Origin of the sequence: Pseudorhodoferax sp. LjRoot39, from assembly GCF_964253035.1 — a bacterium.
Taxonomy (GTDB): Bacteria; Pseudomonadota; Gammaproteobacteria; order Burkholderiales; family Burkholderiaceae_C; genus Pseudorhodoferax.
Genome location: NZ_CAXUQL020000001.1, coordinates 5,245,192 through 5,262,130, shown reverse-complemented (window position 1 = coordinate 5,262,130; position 16,939 = coordinate 5,245,192). Strand labels below are relative to the sequence as shown.

Genomic DNA, 16,939 nt, shown 5'->3' with positions numbered 1-16,939 from the left:
CCGTTTTGGATCACCCGCGCAGCAACACCAGCCCGGGCGGCAGCGCCTCGCCAAACACCCGGCGCTGGTCGGCCTCGTCCAGCACCGTGGGCGCGCGCACCATCGCGGCCCAGCTCGGCGCGGCATGGGCGGCCTCCAGCTGTTCGGCGATCTGCAGGCGCAGGGCCTCGGGCAGGTCGCGTGCGCGGTCGCCCGTGGCCTGCGCGATCTGGGCCACCGCGAAGGCCGGCGCCTCATGGCGGGCCCAGTCCGGCGCGATGGCGGCGATCTGCGCGAGCCAGTCCTGCGCGGTCGCGGGCGGCAGCACGTGGTGCAGGCTGGCGTACAGCGGCTGGCGCGCGCCCAGGCGGCCGAGCGCCCACCAGAGCTCGGCCGTGGCGCCTTGCTGCAGGCGCTGCAGCAGCCAGCCGCCGAACTGCGTCTTGTCGGCCGGCTCGATGCGCTCGAACGAGGCCGCCATGCGCAGCAGTTCGTCCAGCGCCTGCATGGGCGGTCCCTCGGGCGTGGCGATGTCGTTGCAGCCGGGCGGCTGCAGGTAGTAGGCGATGACCTCGTAGACCATCTGCTGCTGCTCGGCGTCCAGCCCGCCCGCGATGCGGCGCCACAGCGTCCACCACTCCGACCATTGCTGGGCATCGTGGCTGTGCGCGATGCCGGGGCCGAACAGCTCCCACATCTGCGCCATGCGCCAGCCGTCCAGCGGGTCACCGAAGCCGGGGCGCAGCGTGAAGCCGACCAGGTTGAACCAGCTGCGCTCGTGCTGCAGCGAGCGGCGCCGGCGCTTTGCGCCCTGCAGCAGCGCGCCGAACAGCGTGCGCAGCAACGCGGCATGCCAGGTGGCGCGCTCGCCGAGCAGACGCTCCAGCGTGGCGCGGAGTTGGCGGACTTCCTTGGCGTCCACGCCCTGCTTCTTGTCGCCGTAGACGCGGGCGATGGCGGCCAGGGCTTCGGGCAGGCGCGGATGGGCGACGACGGGCGTGTCCACATCCTGCGCGGCCACATCGCCACGCAGCTGGAACTCGAGCTTCCAGCGCTGGTGCGGCGCATCGGCAGCGACGCAGTGCATCTCCAGCGTGCCGACCTCGGTGATCTGGACATCGAGCAACACCTGCACCTCGCCGGCCGCGCCGGCTTTTGGTTGCAGCACGGTGGCGATGGGTGGCAGTCGCTGCAGGCCGTCCTGCAGCGCGACCACGTCGCCAGCGCGGTGCTGCAGGTCGACGGCGCTGGTGGCCAGGTTGAAGCGCACCGGGCGGCCCAGGCGCAGGCTGAAGCGCTGGGCTTTCAACTGCACGGCCTCGCCCTCGGGCGTGCCATGCGGCAGCACGCAGACGCCCTGGCCGTCTTCGAGCACGAGGTAGTAGGCGCGCGCCGCAGCGCTGCGGATGCGTGGCGCGCTGCCAGCGCGGGCCATCGCGTAGGCGACGGCGCCGCGCGCGACGGCGGCGTCGAGCTGCGGCGCATCGAGCAGGCGCATCGGCGGGGCACCGGCTGGCTGCCAGCTGCGCAGCGTGGCCAGCAGGCGCTCGCGCAGCACCTGCGCATGGAACACGCCACCGTTGAGCAGCACGGTGTCGGGCAGGGCGCCGCCCTGGCGCTGCAGGAATGCGGCGATGTGGCGCGTGACAGCGGCATCAACCGCATAGGGCAGGCCGAACTCGACGAGGGCGCTGCGGGCGCGCTGTGGCTGGGCATCCGCCGCCACCTGCGGGAAGAAGCCCTCGACCAACAGGCGGTCCAGGTCGGCGCGCGTGAGCGTGGCCGAGCGTGCGCCGCCGATCAGCCGGCTGCCGCCGCCCTGCAGCGTGACCGTGGTCTCCACCGGGCCGTTCGGAGCGAGCAGGCGTTCCTTGGCGCTGCGGCAGCGCTGCGTGAGTTGGGCCAGCTGGACCGCGCTGAGCCGCACACCCGGCTGGCCGCCGGACAGGCGCGGCTCGATCCAGCGCGCCAGCGCGAGGTCCATGTTGTCGCCACCCAGCACCAGGTGGTCGCCCACGCCGGTGCGCGCGAGCTGCGGCTGGCCCGTGGCGTCCAGCGTGACCTCGATCAGCGTGAGGTCGGTGGTGCCGCCGCCCACGTCCACCACGAGCAGGCGGCGCGTGCCGGCCAACTGGCTGGCCAGGTCGGCCCGGTGGGCGAACACCCAGTCGTAGAACGCGGCCTGCGGCTCCTCGATCAGGTGGACCGTGCCCAGGCCGGCCAAGCCGGCGGCCTGCAGCGTGAGTTGGCGGGCGCCGTCGTCGAATGAGGCAGGCACGGTGAGCACCGTGGGCTGCTGCGCCAACGGCGCCTCGGGATGGGCCTGGTCCCAGGCCTGGCGCAGGTGGCGCAGGTAGCTGGCGCTGGCCTGGAGCGGCGAAACCTTGGCCACCTCGTCCGGTGCGCCCCAGGGCAGGATGGGGGCGGTGCGGTCCACCGAGGGATGGGACAGCCAGCTCTTGGCGCTGGCCACGAGCCGGCCCGGTGTCTGCTGGCCCAGTTCGCGCGCGAAGGCGCCGAGGATGGCAGGCTCCTCCGAGGGCCAGGGCAGCGGCAGGTCGGCCGCCGCCAGCGCGCCTTGCGCCGCATGGAAGCGCAGCGAGGGCAGCAGGGGCCGCGGCGCGACCTCGCCGGCCGCGATGCTCTGCGGGACCGGGAAGACCTGGATCTCGTCCGCACCGACCGGTGCGAAGGCCAGCACGGTGTGGGTCGTGCCGAGGTCGATGCCGATGCGGAAGGCGGCCGTCATCAGTCGCTGCGGACGTCGAACTCCACCTTCCATTGCGCGCCGCCGGCTGCCTCGGCCAGCAGCTCCAGCGTGCCGATCTCGGTCACGCGCGCGCGCAGCTGCACGGGCACGACCTCGCCGACGGCGCGGCCTTCGGCCGGCAGCGTGGCTTCGATCTGCGCGAGTTCCTGCAGCTCCTCGGGTGACCAGAAGTCCAGCAAGGTGCCGGGCTGGTCATCGCGCCGCACGGACGAACCGAAGAAGCGGAAACGCACCGATTCGCCCACCACCAAACCCAGCTGCTGCGGGGGCAGCGGCGCCTCCGAGCCTTCCTCCATGCCGAAGGGCGCCACGCACAGCGCCTGCACGGGCGGCTCCAGCCCCGGCACGGCCGGCATGCTGGACTCGATGCCCACGTAATAGGCCTGGGCCGTGCCGCCGCGGATGCGGATGCCCTGGCCGCGCCGCACCTGGCCGTAGTAGGCCGCACCGCGCGCCACGGCGTGGTCCATGTCGGCGCCCTGCAGCAAGCGCGCGGCGGGCGCGCCGTCGGCGGCCAGCCAGGCGTTCAGCGTGTCCAGCACGCGCGCCACCAGCAGCTCGGACTTGAACACGCCGCCATTGAACAGCACGGCTGTGGGGTGCAGGAAGCTGGCGCCTTCGGCCTGCGCAAAGCCTGCCAGCTGCGCCGTGGCGCCGAGCTGGCGGCCCAGCAGCGCGGCCAGGTGGCGCGTGACGGCAGCATCCTGCGCATAGGGCAGGCCGATCTGCGTGAGGCCGGCGCGCGGGCGGCTGACGGGCCGGGCGCTGCTCTCCACGGCCGGGAAGAAGCCTTCGAGCAGGATGGTGGTGAGCAGCTCGCGCTGCAGCTCGGTCTTGACCGAGCCGCCGATCAGCCTGGAGCCACGGCTGGGCACGACCAGCGGCACGCTCTGCAACTGGTCGTCGCTGAGCAACTGCTCCTTGGCCAGGCGGCAGGCGTAGGTCAGCGCGCGCATCTGCCAGGGGTCCAGCTGCCTGCCCTCGGCGGCCAGGCCGCGCGCCACGCCATGGGCCAGCGCGAGGTCCATGTTGTCGCCACCCAGCAGGATGTGCTCGCCCACGGCCACGCGGTTCAGCTGCAGGTTGCCGGCGTCCTCGGTCACGGCGATCAGCGAGAAGTCGCTGGTGCCGCCGCCCACGTCGACGACCAGGATCACGTCGCCGACCTGGACCTGCTTGCGCCAGTCGCCCGCGCTGCCGGCGATCCAGCTGTACAGCGCGGCCTGGGGTTCTTCCAGCAGCGTGATGCCCTGGTAACCGGCGGCCTGGGCGGCCTCGGCCGTGAGCTCGCGCGCGGCCGGGTCGAAGGAGGCCGGGATGGTGACGGTGACCGCCTGCTGCTCGAACGGCGCCTCGGGATGGCGGTGGTTCCAGGCGTCGCGCAGGTGCTGCAGGTAGTGCGTGCTGGCGGCCAGCGGCGAGATGCGTTCGACCTCGGCCGGCGCATCGGCCGGCAGGATGCCAGCGCGCCGGTCCACGCCGGCATGCCCGAGCCAGCTCTTGGCGCTGGAGACCAGGCGGATCGGCGTCAGTGCGCCGTGGCTGCGCGCCCATTCTCCGGTGATGTGCGCGGGCGCGGCGTTCCAGGGCAGTGCCAGGTCGCCGGCGGCGAATTCGCTCGCGTTCGGCATGTACAGGAAGGACGGCAGCAGGGCGAAGTCCTGCACGGCACCGGGGCCGCTTTGCTGGGCGATGGGCAGGATTTCGGGCGCCGCGCCCTCGGCCTGCAGGTCGACCCACGAGAGCGCGCTGTGCGTGGTGCCCAGGTCGATGCCGATGGCGTACCGGCTCACAGCTCGACCTCCGCCGGCGCGATCACGCGCGTGTCATGCCCTTCGGTCAGCGCCGGCAGCCGCACGGCCGTGGCGCGCCAGCCCTTGTGCTGCAGCGTGCCCGTGAACGGCGGCTGGCCGACCACGTTGCCGGTCACGCGCACGGCGGCGGCGTCGAAGCCGGCCGGCAGCGTCAGGCGGCTGCCTTCGGTCTCGGGGCGCACGGCTTCGAGGTCGAAGCTCTCCTTCAGCACCTTGCGCGCGCCGCCATGCAGCAGGCGCGCGGCGCCGCCGACATCGGCATCGGAGTAGGCGGCGATGTCTTCCTGCAGGAAGTCGACGAAGCGCGCTTCGCGCTGCAACAGGGCCAGCAGCTGCAGCGCGGCGTCCACATGGGCCGTGGCACGCACGGGTGCGGGCGGTGGCGGGGGCGGCGGGGCCTGCACGGGAGGCGGCGCCGGCACTTCGCTGGCCAGTGGCGCGCCGTCGCGCAGAGACTGCACACGCGCTGCCAGGCGGCCATCACCCAGCAGCGCGAAGAAGCTGCCGATGGCCAGGGACAGGCGGGAGAAGAAGGGGAGGGCTTGTGGTTCTGTCATGGAAGATGGTGCGCAACAGGGCGGATGGCCCGGTCGAACGCCGGGCCCTGCGGCCGCTATTGTCTTGGATGCGGCGATGCCGCCCCGCGCCACGGGAAATGCCGCAGTGCCGGGCGCGCTGCGCTCCACAGCCGACGGGCGGCGGCCGGCGGCCCGGCCCAGCCGGCCGGAGGTGATACAACCGGATACTTCCCGCCCGCCATTACCGCTGTCTCCGCATGATCTGGCCCTCGTTCTTCAGTCGCAACCCTGCTCCCGAAGCCGATCCGGCACTTCCGCTGATCGCGCCGATCGGCGAGGCGCTGGTGCCCACGGCGCTGCAGGTGGACGACCCGCGCCGCGTGCTGGCCGTGCTGCGGGACCTGGCCATGCGCGCCGAGCCCGTCACGCTGTACCCGGGCGATGGCGGCACGCCGCAATGCGGCCGGCTGGTGCAGGTGGTCGAACCGGAGGGGCGCGTCGTGCTCCATGTGCGTGCGGCCCAGGCGCCCGCGGCGGGCGGCGCGCTGGTGGTGGCCGCGCCCGAGGGGCTGCGGTTGCAGTTCCAGGGCGACTTCGCCTGGCAGCAGCAGGCCGGCGACCTGCTGGCCGCCCGCGCGCCGCTGCCGGCCAGCCTGCTGCAGCTGCAGCGGCGCCGCTTCACGCGGCAGGAGACGCCGCTGGGGCCGACGCTGCGCGCGGTGTTCCAGGCCAAGGGCAAGCGGCGTGTGCTGACCGTGGACGACCTGTCGATGGGCGGCGTGGGCCTGCGCGGCCCGCTGGCCGAGCACCGCGACCTGGTGGCCGGCCTGCGGCTGGACCGGGTGCGGCTGGAACTCGGCTCCGTGGTGCTGATGGACCTGCGGCTGGACCTCTGTTCGCGCCGGTCCTACAAGTCCTTCCTCGCGGGCGAGCAGCTGCACTTCGGCTGCGAGTTCGTCGACCTGGGCGAAGCCAGCCAGCAGGCCGTGCAGAAGGTGCTGGCGCGCATGGGTCCAGGCTCGGGCGCGGGCGCGTTCCAGGACACGGCGCTGTAGGCGCGCCGCCAGGCCGGTTCAGGACACCGCGCCGTACACCAGGTTCTTGTAGAGCATCCGCGTGTGGATGCGGTTGGACGGGCACTGCGCCATCAGCACGCCGGCCAGCCGCTCGCGCGGGTCGATCCAGAAGCTCGTGCCCCAGGCGCCGGCCCACATCGCGTCACCCACGCTGCCGGGCGTCCAGCCCACGCCGTCGTACAGCCGCACACCCCAGCCCAGGCCGAAGCCGTAGCCCGGCCCGGTGGTGGCGTTGGGCACGCCGGTCTTGCCGACCAGGTGGTCGGACAGCATGAACTCGGTGGTCTTGCGCGAAAGGTAGCGCGTGCGGCCGTCGGTGCCGCCGTTGAGCACCATCTGCGCGAACTTGAGGTAGTCGGCGCCCGTGCCGGTCAGCCCGGCGCCGCCCTTGAGGTACTGGCGCGGGGCCGGGTCGCTGTCCTGCCGGTAGGCACGTGTCATGGCGGCCTTGAGCGGGTCGCTGTCCAGCGTCTCGGCCAGGCGGGCGCGCTTGGCGGGCGGCACCCACCAGGCCGTGTCGGTCATGCCCAGCGGACCGAGCAGCAGTTCCTGAGTCAGCGCATCGAGCCGCTTGCCCGACACGCGCTCGAGCAGCAGGCCCAGCACGTCGGTGGCGATCGAATAGAACCAGGTGGTGCCGGGCTGGTAGAGCAGCGGGATGGTGCCCAGGCGCTTGAGCATCTCGTCGCCCGTGATGTCGGTCTCCAGCGATTCGATGTTGAGCTCGGCGTACATCTTGGCGATGCGCGGCGAGGGGCTGGCCGGGCCGTAGACCAGGCCGGCCGTGTGCATGAGCAGGTCTTGCACGGTGATGGGCCGCGCCAGCGCCACGTCGCCCTGCGGCGTCTCGACCTTGAGGTTCCTGAGTTCGGGCAGCCAGTTGGTCACCGGGTCGTTGATCTTGAGCTGGCCCTGCTCGGCCAGCATCATCGTCGCCACCGAGGTGATGGGCTTGGTCATCGAGGCCAGGCGGAAGATGGCGTCGCGCGGCATCGGGCGGGTCTTGGCCGCGTCCAGGAAGCCCACGGCCTCGTGGTGCACGACATTGCCATCCTGCGCCACCAGCGAGACTGCGCCCGCGAAGGTGCCGATGCCCACCTGGGCGTTGAGCGCCGGCGCGATGCGAGCCAGCCGGTCGGCCGACACGGCCGTGCGCGGCACGGCCGGCGTGCTGGCACAACCGGCCAGAAACGTACTGCCCAGGGCGGAAAAAGCGAGTTGGCGCCGCGTGATCGTCATGCCTTGTCTCCCGATTCGTTGTTTAAGCGCGCAGATTCTTCCGATCTTTGGCTTCAAGTGACGAACGGGTAAACCCCCGGAGAGCGCCTGCCGAGCGCGCCCAATTGTTTCAATACGCAATCAGGCGGCCATCACGCCGCGAACCCGCCGTCGATCAGCAGGCTGCCACCCGTGACCATGCCGGCCTCCGGGCCGACCAGGTAGGCCACCATGCCGGCGATCTCGTCGGGGTGGGCGTGGCGGTCCACCGCCATCAGCCCGTGCATGCCGGCCGCCATCGGGCCGTCGGCCGGGTTCATGTCGGTGTTGACGGGGCCGGGCTGCACGTTGTTGATGGTGATGCCGCGCGGGCCCAGGTCGCGCGCCAGGCCGCGCGTGAGGCCGACGATGGCGGCCTTGCTCATGGCATAGACGGCGCCGCCGGCCCAGGGCATGCGCTCGGCATTGGTGCTGCCGATGTTGACGATGCGCCCGCCGCTGCCCATGTGGCGTGCGGCCGCCTGCACGGCGACGAAGACGGCGCGAACGTTGACGTTGAGCGTGCGGTCCAGGTCTTCCAGGCGGAAGCTGTCCAATTCGCCCATCACGGCCACGCCGGCGTTGTTGACGAGGATGTCGAGCCGGCCGAACTGGGCGGCGGCACGGTCGATGGCGGCGCGCAGCGCGTCGGCGTCGGCGCTGTCGGCCTGCACGGCCAGTGCGCGGCCGCCGGTGGACGCGATCTCGGCGGCCAGGGCGCGCGCCGCGGCTTCGGAACCGGCGTAGCTGAAGGCCACGGCCGCGCCGTCGCGCGCCAGGCGGCGCACGATGGCCGCGCCGATGCCGCGGGAGCCGCCCGTGACGAAGGCGGCCTTGCCGGCCAGGACCGGGGAAGAGGAAGTGGTGGATGCGGTCATGGAGAACTCCTGTGGGTGGTTGGTGAAGGGAGTGTCGGGACGATGGGCTGATCGCGGTAGCCATGAATGGGATGGATCAATTTCAACCAATGGTTGAAAATTACGGCATGCCTGCCCTGAGCCACCTGGACTGCTTCGTCAAATCCGCCGAGCGCGGGAGCTTCTCGGCCGCTGCGCGGCTGCTGGAGCTCACGCCGGCCGCGGTCAGCAAGAACATCGCGCGGCTGGAGGCCGAGCTCGGCGTGCGCCTGTTCCAGCGCAGCACGCGCCAGCTGAGCCTGACCGAGGGCGGCGAGCGCCTGCTGGCCCAGGTCGGCGGCCCGCTGGCCGCGCTGGCCGATGCGGTCGGCCATGCCGCCGAGCAGGACCGCCAGCCCGCCGGCACGCTGCGCGTGAGCATGGGCCAGGCCTTCGGCCGCGCCTACCTGGTGCCCTTGCTCGACGAGTTCCTGCGGCGCTACCCGGCCGTGGTGCCCGACTGGCGCTTCGAGAACCGCCAGGTGGACCTGATCGGCGAAGGCTTCGACGCCGGCATCGGCGGCGGGCTGGAGCTCAAGCCGGGCATGGTGGCGCGCACGCTGGGCCGCATCCACATCGTGGCGGTGGCGGCCCCGGGCTACCTGGCAGGCCGGCGGGGGCCGCGCCACCCGTCCGAACTGGCCGCGCTGGACGGCATCGTGCGCCGTTCCAGCCAGAACGGCCGCATCTACCAGTACACGCTGCGCCGTGCCGACGGCGAGGTGGCGGCGGCCACGCTGCGCACGCGCGTGGTGTTCGACGACCCCGAGGCCATGTGCCAGGCCGCGCTGCTGGGCCTGGGCGTGGCGCTGTTGCCCATGCCCTTCGCCGTGCCCTGGTTGCAGAGCGGGGCCCTCGTGCGGGTGCTGCCGGGCTGGTCGGCCGAGGCCGGGCCGATCTCGCTGTACTACCCGGCCAAGAAGCTGCTGCCGGCGCGCACGCGGGTGTTCGTGGACTTCGTGCTGGAGCAGTTCCGCGCGCGCGGCTTCGAGCGGCTGGTGGAGGCTGTTTGAACCGGCTCAGCGCAGCCGGTAACGCAGCTGGCGGCCGCCGCCAACGGTGGAATCCAGGCCGACCCAGTCGCCGGCAGGTGTGTACCAGACGTCGAGCGGATGCTCCGGCCCTTCGATGCGCCAGCGCTCGGCCGCCTGCGGTTGGCCGCGTACCGCCACCGTTCCGCTGCCCAGGCGCTGGACCCGCACGGCCTCGTAGCGGCCGGTCTGGGCGTTGAGCAGCTGCCTCTGCGTGCGCATGGCCGGGTGCCAGTAGGCAAAGCCCATCGCGCATGCCGGTAACTGCAGCACGCCGGCCGGGCCGGTGACCTCCAGCCCCGCGCCGGCAGACTGGGCCACCACCTTGCCGGTCTTGCCGTCGTCGTCGGTCTCGGCCTGCAGGCCTGCCAGGCAGTCGCCGCGCCACTGCTCGCTGGCCTCGTGGCGGTAGCGGTAGACCGTCAGCCCGAGCAGCTTGACGGCGAAGGCGGCCTCGCTGCGCACGGTGCGCGCCTGCGGCGTGCCGCCGAGCGTGAAGCGGTGCGCGCCGATGGGCTTGTCGTCCAGCGTCACCGCGAAGTCCAGCGTCTGGGCCAGCGCGGGCAGGGCGGCCAGCCACAGGGTGGCCAGGCAGGCCAGTCGTCTGTGTTCAGTTCGCATGGGGACGCACCGGGCCAGGGAAGAACGCGTTGGTGCGCACCATGTAGTCGCGGTAGGCCGGGCGGCGTTCGGCGATGTCCTGCTCCAGCAGGCGCACGCCGGAAACCCTGAGCAGCAACACCGTCATCAGCAGCGGCGCCACGATGCTCCAGGCAGAGCCCCAGCCGCCGGCCAGCGCCGTGAGCCACAGGCCCCACCACACACAGAACTCGCCGAAGTAGTTCGGGTGGCGCGAATAGCGCCACAGGCCCTGGTCCATCACCCGGCCCTGGTGCGTGGCCGTGGCCTTGAAGCGCGCCAGCTGCAGGTCGGCCACGGCCTCGAACACCAGGCCGAACGCGGCCAGCAGCAGGCCCGGCGCGTCGAGCCAATGCAGCGGCTTGCCAGCCACCATCCCGGCCAGCAAGGGCGCCGACACCCACCAGGCCAGCACGGCCTGCAGCGCGAACACCAGGACCAGGCTCTTGAACGCGAAGCCCGGCTGGTTGCGCGCGCGTATGGCCTGGTAGCGCCGGTCTTCGCCGTGGCCCCAGTTGCGCCAGGTGATGAACGCCGCCAGCCGCAGCGCCCACAGGCTGGCCAGCAGCAGCATGGCCAGGCCGCGCTCGGATGGCGCCGGCAGCAGCGCCCAGTAGACCCAGCCAGCGCCCACGATCAGCGGCGCCCAGAAGCGGTCGACCAGGCTCACATCGCGGCGCACCACGCTGGCCAGCCAGGCCAGCACTGCGGCCGCCAGCGTGAAGGCGAGGCCGGCCAGCGCCGTGGCCCACAGCGGCATGGTCTCAGGCATGCGGCGGCTCCGGTTCGGCCACGCCATCGAAGCGCACCGACAGCCACACCAGCAGTGGCAGCGCCGCGGCCCAGACCAGCGCCAGCGTGGCCAGCGCGGCGCCGGGCTGCAGGAACTGCGCACCGCCCAGGCGCACGCCGGCGGAGAACGCCATGGGCCCGACCACGGCACCCAACCCGGCCGCCAGCCACAGGCGCCCGCGCAGCCAGCGCATCGTGACGTTGAGCGCGATGGCCAACAGGCCCCACAGGGCCACCATCCAGTAGGGCGGCAGTTGCGCGAACGGCTGGCCCGAGGGGTAGACCACGTGCCCTTGCAGCACGATCCCTGTCTCGGCCACCACGCCGACGAGGCAGGCCCAGAGCACCAGGCCAGCTTCGTGGGCTGGGCACGCCGACACCGCCAGGTGCCAGCCGATGGCCGCCAGAACGCTGAGCGTGCCAGCCAGCGGCTGGTGGTGGGCGGCCCCCAGCACGGCGGCGAACCAGGCCGCCTGGGACACCGCGAAGTTCGCCAGCTGCATCGCACGCGTGGGCCTGGCGCCAGCGGGCAAGGTGGCGGGCATGGGCTGTGGCCAGCAGCTTGGCATCAGCAAGCTGTCAGCCCGGGCGGCGCTCGAACAGGTAGTGGCTGACCCACCACTGCTGCCCGTCGGCATGGCCGAACAGCTCTTCCACGGCCATGAAGAACAGGCGCCAGCGCTGCCACCAGATGCCGGCCTGGTCCGCGCCATAGGTCGCGGCCAGCAGCGGCATCAGCGCGGCCTGGCCGGCGTCCATGTTGGCCAGCCAGGCGGCAGCCGTGCGCTGGTAGTGGCGGCCGTCCCAGCGCCAGCGCTGCAGCAGCCGCAGATCGTCCTGGCACTGCAGGGCCAGGTCGTCGCTGGGCATCATGCCGCCGGAGAAGAAATGGCGGCTCATCCAGTCGCTCTCGTCGCGGACCTCGAAGGCGTAAGGCGCCTCGCGGTGGGCGAACACGTGCATGAAGAACCGGCCGCCGGGCTGCAGCCAGCGCGCCACCTGGGCGAACGCGCGCGGCCAGTTGCGCAGGTGCTCGAACATCTCGACCGAGACCACGCGGTCGAAGCGCTCGTCGGTGTCGAAGCGGTTGATGTCGCGGGTCAGCACGCGCAGGTTGGACAGGCCGCGCACCAGGGCCTGGGCCTCGATGTATGCGCGCTGCGACTGTGAATTCGACAGTGCGGTGATCCAGCTGTTCGGGTAGCGCTCGGCCATCCAGAGCGAGAGCGAACCCCAGCCGCAGCCCAGCTCCAGCACGCGCTGGCCGTCCTGCAGTTGCGCGCGACTGCAGGTGGTGGCAAGCGCGGTGGCCTCGGCCTCGGCCAGCGTGTTCACCCCTGGCGGCCAGTGGCAGCTGCTGTACTTGCGGTGCGGGCCCAGCACCTGGGCGAAGAAGGCGGCCGGCACCTCGTAGTGCTGTTCGTTGGCTTTCTCGGGCAGCGGCGCCAGCGCGGCGCTGCGCATCTGCGCCACGAAGTCCTGGGTCCGCTGGGCGCCGGCCTCGGCATCGCCGCTGTGCAGTTCCGCAAGGCGCTGGCGCAGCAGGTGCCGGATGCCGCTGCGGACCACGCGGTCGGGCAGCCGGCCCTGTTCGGCCCAGCGCAGGGCGATGGCGGAGGAAACGTCGGGGTTGCGCGTCATGCCGCTGGTACGCGGCGGGGGAGCGGGTGGATCACCCGCGCGGTGTCAGATGCCGAGCAGCGTGTGCAGGCGTGTCGATGTGGTCGTGTATTCGACCATCACCTTGCGACCGGTGACCAGCCGCTCGGCCGCGTCGTACGCCGCCAGCGTGGCCTCGTGGAAGCCACACAGGATCAGCTTCTTCTTGCCCGGATAGTGGTTGATGTCGCCCACGGCATAGACGCCCGGCAGGCTGGTGGCGCAGGTGGTGGGGTCGACCACGAGTTGTTTGCGCTCCATCGCCAGACCCCAGTCGGCGAGGGCGCCAAGCCGGGGCGACAGGCCCTGGCGCACGAGCAGCAGGTCCAGGTTCAGCGGCGTGTCCGCCCCCTCGGCATGGCTCAGCACGAGCTGCACGAGTTCGCCATCGCCACCCGTCGCAAAGCCTGTCGGCTGGCCCGTCACGACCTGCACGCGGCCGCTCTCGCGCAGGCGCTGCAATGTGGCCAGTTGCTGCGGTTCGGCCTCAAAGGCCTCGCGCCGGTGCAGCAGCGTCAGCGACGCCGGTGACGCATCGGCCAAGGCGATGGCCGAGGCCACGGCTTCCTCGCCCCCACCGGCGATGACCAGGTGCTTGCCGGCGACGCTGGTCGGCTCGGGCGCGTGGTAGTGCAGCGCGCCGCCCTCGAAGGCCTCGATGCCGGCGATGCGCAACCGACGCGGCTGGAAGGCGCCGATGCCGGCCGCGATGAACACCGTGCGCGCGACGAACTGCTTGCCGGTGCCGGTGGTCAGCTGGAGGCGGCCGTCGGGCAGCGTGGCGAATTCAGTGACTTCCTGCCCCAGGTGCAGCTGCGGCGCGAACGGCGCGACCTGCCGCTGCAGCGAGGCGACGAGCTCGCGCCCCGTGCACACCGGCACGCCAGGAATGTCGTAGATGGGCTTGTCGGCGTACAGCGCGGCGCACTGGCCGCCCACGTAGGGCAGCACGTCGACGATGTGGGCCCGGATCTCCTGCAATCCCAGCTGGAAGGCCTGGAACAGGCCGGCGGGGCCGGCGCCGAGGATGAGCGCGTCGGTCTCGATCACGCGCACCGCCGCTTCACTTCACCAGTTCGGCGATCTTGTTCGGCTTGTCTTTCCACTCGTCGGCATCGGCCAGCGGCGCCTTGCGCTTGGTGATGCTCTTCCAGCCATCGGCCAGCGCCAGTTCGGCGTTGAGCTTGATGAAGGCCAGCTGGTCCGCGGGCAGGTCTTCCTCGGCGAAGATGGCATTGGCCGGGCACTCGGGGATGCAGACCGCGCAGTCGATGCACTCGTCCGGGTCGATCACCAGCATGTTCGGGCCTTCGCGGAAGCAGTCCACGGGACACACGTCGACGCAGTCGGTGTATTTGCAGCGGATACAGTTTTCGGAGACGACGTGGGTCATGGTGCTTGGCGGTGCGGGCGGGCGAGGCCGCTGGGGGAAACCCGCGATTTTAAGGACATTTGTACGATCACCCGTGCGCGGCCCTTGGGCCGGCATGGGTGAGGCGCACGCAGAAGGTGCAGATTCAGCGCACGAGCACGGCAGCAGCCGTCTTGTGCGAGGCCTGGTCGACCAGCACCAGCGCACCCAGGGTGCGCGATTGGGCGTAGGGCAGCGTGGCGATGCTGTCCTGCAGCACCAGCTCGACCTCGCCGATGGCGTTGGCTTCCAGTTGCGCAGCGTCCTGCTCGGCCAGCGTGTGGATGTCGAGCTTGTGCACGATGCGGCGTACCTTGGCCTTGACCCAGCGGTGGCCATGCAGCGCCCAGTAGGCGCGGCCCGGCACCAGCGGCTCGTCGTCCATCCAGGCGACCGTGGCGGAGATTTCGCGCGCGCCTTGCAGTGCCGTGCCGTCCTCGGCTTCGGCCAGCAACCAGTCGCCGCGCGAGACATCGACCTCGCGGTCGAGCACGATGCCGGCGCTGTGGCCTGCGGCGACGTCCTGCTCGTCACGCACGTGGCTCAGCACACGCGCCACCACGGCGCTCTGGCCGCTGGGCAGCACGCGCACGCGCTGGCCGACCGTTGCTTCGCCGGTGGCGACACGGCCCCAGAACACGCGGCGGCCCTGGGTCGTGTCGGACGAGGACGAGAACTTCTCGACCCACTGCACGGGGAAGGCCAGCGGCAGGCCGGTCTCGGGCGGTGTGTTCGACAGGCCTTCGAGGATGCGCAGCAGGCTTAAGCCGTGGTAGCCGCACCAGTGGCTGCCATCGGGCGAGGAGGGCGCCGCGTCGACCACGTTCCAGCCCTTGAGCGCGGAGACGGGCACGATGGCCTCCACCGCGATGCCGGCATCCGTCGCGAAGCCACGCAATGCGGCCTCGATGCGGGTGTAGGCCTGCTTGGGGTCGGCCACGGCGTCGAGCTTGTTCACGGCGAACACGATGGCCGGCACGCGCAGCAACTGCACCAGCAGCGCATGGCGGCGCGTCTGCGCCAGCAGCGGGAAGCTGTCGTCCTGCCAGGCCAGCTTGGTCGCGTCGACCAGCAGCACGGCGGCGTCGGCGCTGGAGGCGGCCGTCACCATGTTGCGCGTGTACTGCTCATGGCCCGGCGTGTCGCCGATGATGAACTTGCGCCGCGTGGTCGAGAAATAGCGGTAGGCCACGTCGATCGTGATGCCTTGCTCGCGCTCGGCCGACAGGCCGTCGGTCAGCAGCGCAAGGTCGGTCTCGCGGCCGTCCTGGCCCTGGCGCTGCACACCGGCCAACTGGTCGGACAGCACGGCCTTGCTGTCCACCAGCAGGCGGCCGATCAGCGTGCTCTTGCCGTCGTCGACGGAGCCGCAGGTGATGAATTTGAGCGCGGCAGTGGGTGCGGCGTCGTTGGCTGCGATCGTCACGGGGTGTTCCAAAGTAGCAGTCATCAGAAATAACCGTCCTTCTTGCGCTTTTCCATCGAGGCTTCGGAGGTCTTGTCGTCCATGCGCGTGGCGCCACGCTCGCTGACGTCGGACAGCAGCGTCTCCACGACGATCTCGTCGGGCGTGCTGGCCAGGCTTTCGACCGGGCAGGTGCAGGTGATGTCGCCCACGGTGCGGAAACGCACCTGGCGGCGTTCGGCCACCTCGCCATCTTTCAACGGCGTGAGTTCGGTCACGGGCACCAGCAGGCCGCGGCGCTCCACCACCGTGCGCTCGTGGCTGTAGTACAGCGAGGGCAGCGCGATGTTCTCGCGGGCGATGTACTGCCAGACGTCGCGTTCGGTCCAGTTGGAGATCGGGAACACGCGGAAGTGCTCGCCGGGTTGCAGCCGGGTGTTGAACAGCGTCCACAGTTCGGGGCGCTGGGCCTTGGGCTGCCATTGGCCGAAGCTGTCGCGGTGCGAGAAGATGCGCTCCTTGGCGCGGGCCTTCTCCTCGTCGCGGCGGGCGCCGCCGATCAGCGCGTCGAAGCGGAATTCCTCGATGGCTTCGAGCAGCGTGACCGACTGGTGCACGTTGCGCGATTCGCCCGGGTGCGCCAGCCGCACGGTGCCGCGGGCCATGGAGTCTTCCACGCTGCGCACGATGAGTTCGGCGCCGAGTTCCTTGGCGCGCAGATCGCGGAAGTCGGTCACTTCATGGAAGTTGTGGCCGGTGTCGATCATCAGCAGCGGGTAGGGGATGCGGCCCGCGCCGAAGGCCTTCTCGGCGCACTTGAGCAGCACCAGCGAATCCTTGCCGCCCGAGAACAGCAGCGTCGGGCGCTCGAACGCGGCCGCCACCTCGCGCAGGATGAAGATGGCTTCTTCTTCCAGTGCGTCGAGCTGGGCATCGGCCAGCGGCGCATGGGCAACGGGCGGGTGCAGCACGTCGGCTTGTTCTTCGAATTGGGTGCGGGCGTTCATGGTTGGGTCGGTTGTTCGGTGCGCCAGGATGGGCCTGATCGGTTCAGGTGGGCTTCAGTGGCTCAGGTGCAGGCCGCATTCGCGGTTGTCTTCACCCTTGGTGGGGTCCACATAGTCGAAGTTGTTGGGCAGGTCGTGTTCCTTGCAGTAGTCGTGCAGTTCCTTGGACGACCAGTGCAGCAAGGGCGCGACCTTGATCAGGCCGTCGGGGTTGAGGCTCACCGGCTCCATCTGGGCACGCACGGCGGTGTCGGTCGCGCGCAAGGCGGTGAACCAGACCTTGGGCGCCATCTCGCGCAGCGCGCGGGTGAAGGGCTCCAGCTTCACTTCCTCGGTGAAGGCCTGGTGCCGCGGGTCGTCCAGCGCAGGCGTGGCGCCTTCCACGGCTTCACGGTGTGCACGCGAGCGGCGCGGCAGGTAGACGTGCAGGTTCAGCTTCAGGCGCTGGGTGACTTCGTCGACGAAGCGGTAGGTGGCCTCGGTGTTGTAGCCGTTGTCCATCCACACCACCGGCACATCCGGCTTCGCCTGCGTGACCAGGTGCAGGATGACCGCCTCGAACGGGCGGAAGTTGGTGGTGACGATGGCCGGCTGGTGCAGGCCGAGGGCCCAATCCACCAGCGCGGGCGCGTTGCGGCCGAGTTCGGTGTTGATGCGGGCGAGGTCGATGCTGGACATGGCGGAT

Annotated in this window: 16 protein-coding genes; 2 read left to right on the top strand and 14 right to left on the bottom strand. The window is 71.3% G+C overall.

What is annotated here, in order from left to right; genetic code table 11:
- Positions 1-10: 10 nt before the first annotated feature.
- From ACSQ4M_RS24475 to ACSQ4M_RS24465, 3 genes are read right to left on the bottom strand one after another with little or no spacing between them, the layout of a single operon-like run.
- Positions 11-2,728 (bottom strand): Hsp70 family protein, encoded by a 2,718-nt coding sequence (locus ACSQ4M_RS24475; RefSeq protein ID WP_436192001.1) that lies wholly within the window; start codon positions 2,726-2,728, stop codon positions 11-13.
- A complete protein-coding gene (locus tag ACSQ4M_RS24470) occupies positions 2,728-4,542 on the bottom strand; it encodes an Hsp70 family protein (RefSeq protein WP_436192000.1) in 1,815 nt (604 codons plus the stop codon). The genes ACSQ4M_RS24475 and ACSQ4M_RS24470 overlap by 1 nt, the downstream gene beginning before the upstream one ends.
- Complete coding sequence (locus tag ACSQ4M_RS24465; RefSeq protein ID WP_436191999.1) at positions 4,539-5,120, bottom strand: DUF2760 domain-containing protein; 582 nt, start codon at positions 5,118-5,120, stop codon at positions 4,539-4,541. The genes ACSQ4M_RS24470 and ACSQ4M_RS24465 overlap by 4 nt, the downstream gene beginning before the upstream one ends.
- A gap of 218 nt (positions 5,121-5,338) precedes the next feature.
- On the opposite strand from ACSQ4M_RS24465, the gene ACSQ4M_RS24460 reads away from it, so the two are divergent.
- Positions 5,339-6,136 (top strand): flagellar regulator YcgR PilZN domain-containing protein, encoded by a 798-nt coding sequence (locus ACSQ4M_RS24460; protein ID WP_436191998.1) that lies wholly within the window; start codon positions 5,339-5,341, stop codon positions 6,134-6,136.
- Positions 6,137-6,154: 18 nt separating this feature from the next.
- Here ACSQ4M_RS24460 and ACSQ4M_RS24455 read toward each other — a convergent pair whose 3' ends face one another.
- Both ACSQ4M_RS24455 and ACSQ4M_RS24450 read right to left on the bottom strand, forming a co-directional pair.
- The gene (locus tag ACSQ4M_RS24455; RefSeq protein WP_436191997.1) at positions 6,155-7,396 is read right to left on the bottom strand and encodes a serine hydrolase domain-containing protein; all 1,242 of its coding nucleotides are present in this window, start codon (positions 7,394-7,396) and stop codon (positions 6,155-6,157) included.
- Positions 7,397-7,527: 131 nt separating this feature from the next.
- Positions 7,528-8,292, bottom strand: a complete 765-nt coding sequence (locus ACSQ4M_RS24450; RefSeq protein ID WP_436191996.1) for an SDR family oxidoreductase — start codon at positions 8,290-8,292, stop codon at positions 7,528-7,530.
- A 107-nt stretch (positions 8,293-8,399) separates the two neighbouring features.
- Here ACSQ4M_RS24450 and ACSQ4M_RS24445 point away from each other — a divergent pair, with 107 nt between their 5' ends.
- A complete protein-coding gene (locus tag ACSQ4M_RS24445) occupies positions 8,400-9,323 on the top strand; it encodes a LysR substrate-binding domain-containing protein (protein WP_436191995.1) in 924 nt (307 codons plus the stop codon).
- A gap of 6 nt (positions 9,324-9,329) precedes the next feature.
- On the opposite strand, the gene ACSQ4M_RS24440 is transcribed toward ACSQ4M_RS24445, so the two are convergent.
- The 9 genes from ACSQ4M_RS24440 to ACSQ4M_RS24400 all read right to left on the bottom strand — a co-directional run bounded on the left by ACSQ4M_RS24440 (position 9,330) and on the right by ACSQ4M_RS24400 (position 16,932).
- A complete protein-coding gene (locus tag ACSQ4M_RS24440; RefSeq protein WP_436191994.1) occupies positions 9,330-9,962 on the bottom strand; it encodes a DUF6134 family protein in 633 nt (210 codons plus the stop codon).
- Positions 9,952-10,752: a DUF1295 domain-containing protein gene (locus tag ACSQ4M_RS24435; protein ID WP_436191993.1), complete on the bottom strand. Its 801-nt coding sequence runs from the start codon at positions 10,750-10,752 to the stop codon at positions 9,952-9,954. The genes ACSQ4M_RS24440 and ACSQ4M_RS24435 overlap by 11 nt, the downstream gene beginning before the upstream one ends.
- Entirely contained in the window at positions 10,745-11,317 is a 573-nt protein-coding gene (locus tag ACSQ4M_RS24430) for a DUF2878 domain-containing protein (RefSeq protein ID WP_436191992.1), read from the bottom strand. Before ACSQ4M_RS24430 ends, ACSQ4M_RS24435 begins: the two co-directional genes overlap by 8 nt.
- 34 nt (positions 11,318-11,351) lie before the next feature.
- The gene (locus ACSQ4M_RS24425) at positions 11,352-12,413 is read right to left on the bottom strand and encodes an SAM-dependent methyltransferase (protein ID WP_436191991.1); all 1,062 of its coding nucleotides are present in this window, start codon (positions 12,411-12,413) and stop codon (positions 11,352-11,354) included.
- A gap of 45 nt (positions 12,414-12,458) precedes the next feature.
- Positions 12,459-13,481, bottom strand: a complete 1,023-nt coding sequence (locus tag ACSQ4M_RS24420) for an NAD(P)/FAD-dependent oxidoreductase (RefSeq protein ID WP_436191990.1) — start codon at positions 13,479-13,481, stop codon at positions 12,459-12,461.
- Positions 13,482-13,494: 13 nt separating this feature from the next.
- On the bottom strand, positions 13,495-13,824 hold the full coding sequence (gene fdxA, locus ACSQ4M_RS24415; RefSeq protein ID WP_056673330.1) for a ferredoxin FdxA: 330 nt from the start codon (positions 13,822-13,824) through the stop codon (positions 13,495-13,497).
- Between the two features lie 124 nt (positions 13,825-13,948).
- Complete coding sequence (locus tag ACSQ4M_RS24410; RefSeq protein WP_436191989.1) at positions 13,949-15,292, bottom strand: sulfate adenylyltransferase subunit 1; 1,344 nt, start codon at positions 15,290-15,292, stop codon at positions 13,949-13,951.
- Positions 15,292-16,254, bottom strand: a complete 963-nt coding sequence (cysD, locus tag ACSQ4M_RS24405; protein WP_436191988.1) for a sulfate adenylyltransferase subunit CysD — start codon at positions 16,252-16,254, stop codon at positions 15,292-15,294. The genes ACSQ4M_RS24410 and cysD overlap by 1 nt, the downstream gene beginning before the upstream one ends.
- 54 nt (positions 16,255-16,308) lie before the next feature.
- A complete protein-coding gene (locus ACSQ4M_RS24400; protein WP_436191987.1) occupies positions 16,309-16,932 on the bottom strand; it encodes a phosphoadenosine phosphosulfate reductase domain-containing protein in 624 nt (207 codons plus the stop codon).
- Positions 16,933-16,939: the final 7 nt, after the last annotated feature.

Excerpts from the sequence above, each read along its gene's own strand:
- ACSQ4M_RS24475 (WP_436192001.1), bottom strand. The coding sequence starts at position 2,728 with ATGACGGCCGCCTTCCGCATCGGCATCGACCTCGGCACGACCCACACC.
- ACSQ4M_RS24465 (WP_436191999.1), bottom strand. The coding sequence starts at position 5,120 with ATGACAGAACCACAAGCCCTCCCCTTCTTCTCCCGCCTGTCCCTGGCC.
- ACSQ4M_RS24460 (WP_436191998.1), top strand. The coding sequence starts at position 5,339 with ATGATCTGGCCCTCGTTCTTCAGTCGCAACCCTGCTCCCGAAGCCGAT.
- ACSQ4M_RS24455 (WP_436191997.1), bottom strand. The coding sequence starts at position 7,396 with ATGACGATCACGCGGCGCCAACTCGCTTTTTCCGCCCTGGGCAGTACG.
- ACSQ4M_RS24450 (WP_436191996.1), bottom strand. The coding sequence starts at position 8,292 with ATGACCGCATCCACCACTTCCTCTTCCCCGGTCCTGGCCGGCAAGGCC.
- ACSQ4M_RS24445 (WP_436191995.1), top strand. The coding sequence starts at position 8,400 with ATGCCTGCCCTGAGCCACCTGGACTGCTTCGTCAAATCCGCCGAGCGC.
- ACSQ4M_RS24440 (WP_436191994.1), bottom strand. The coding sequence starts at position 9,962 with ATGCGAACTGAACACAGACGACTGGCCTGCCTGGCCACCCTGTGGCTG.
- ACSQ4M_RS24435 (WP_436191993.1), bottom strand. The coding sequence starts at position 10,752 with ATGCCTGAGACCATGCCGCTGTGGGCCACGGCGCTGGCCGGCCTCGCC.
- ACSQ4M_RS24430 (WP_436191992.1), bottom strand. The coding sequence starts at position 11,317 with ATGCCCGCCACCTTGCCCGCTGGCGCCAGGCCCACGCGTGCGATGCAG.
- ACSQ4M_RS24425 (WP_436191991.1), bottom strand. The coding sequence starts at position 12,413 with ATGACGCGCAACCCCGACGTTTCCTCCGCCATCGCCCTGCGCTGGGCC.
- fdxA (WP_056673330.1), bottom strand. The coding sequence starts at position 13,824 with ATGACCCACGTCGTCTCCGAAAACTGTATCCGCTGCAAATACACCGAC.
- ACSQ4M_RS24410 (WP_436191989.1), bottom strand. The coding sequence starts at position 15,292 with ATGACTGCTACTTTGGAACACCCCGTGACGATCGCAGCCAACGACGCC.
- cysD (WP_436191988.1), bottom strand. The coding sequence starts at position 16,254 with ATGAACGCCCGCACCCAATTCGAAGAACAAGCCGACGTGCTGCACCCG.
- ACSQ4M_RS24400 (WP_436191987.1), bottom strand. The coding sequence starts at position 16,932 with ATGTCCAGCATCGACCTCGCCCGCATCAACACCGAACTCGGCCGCAAC.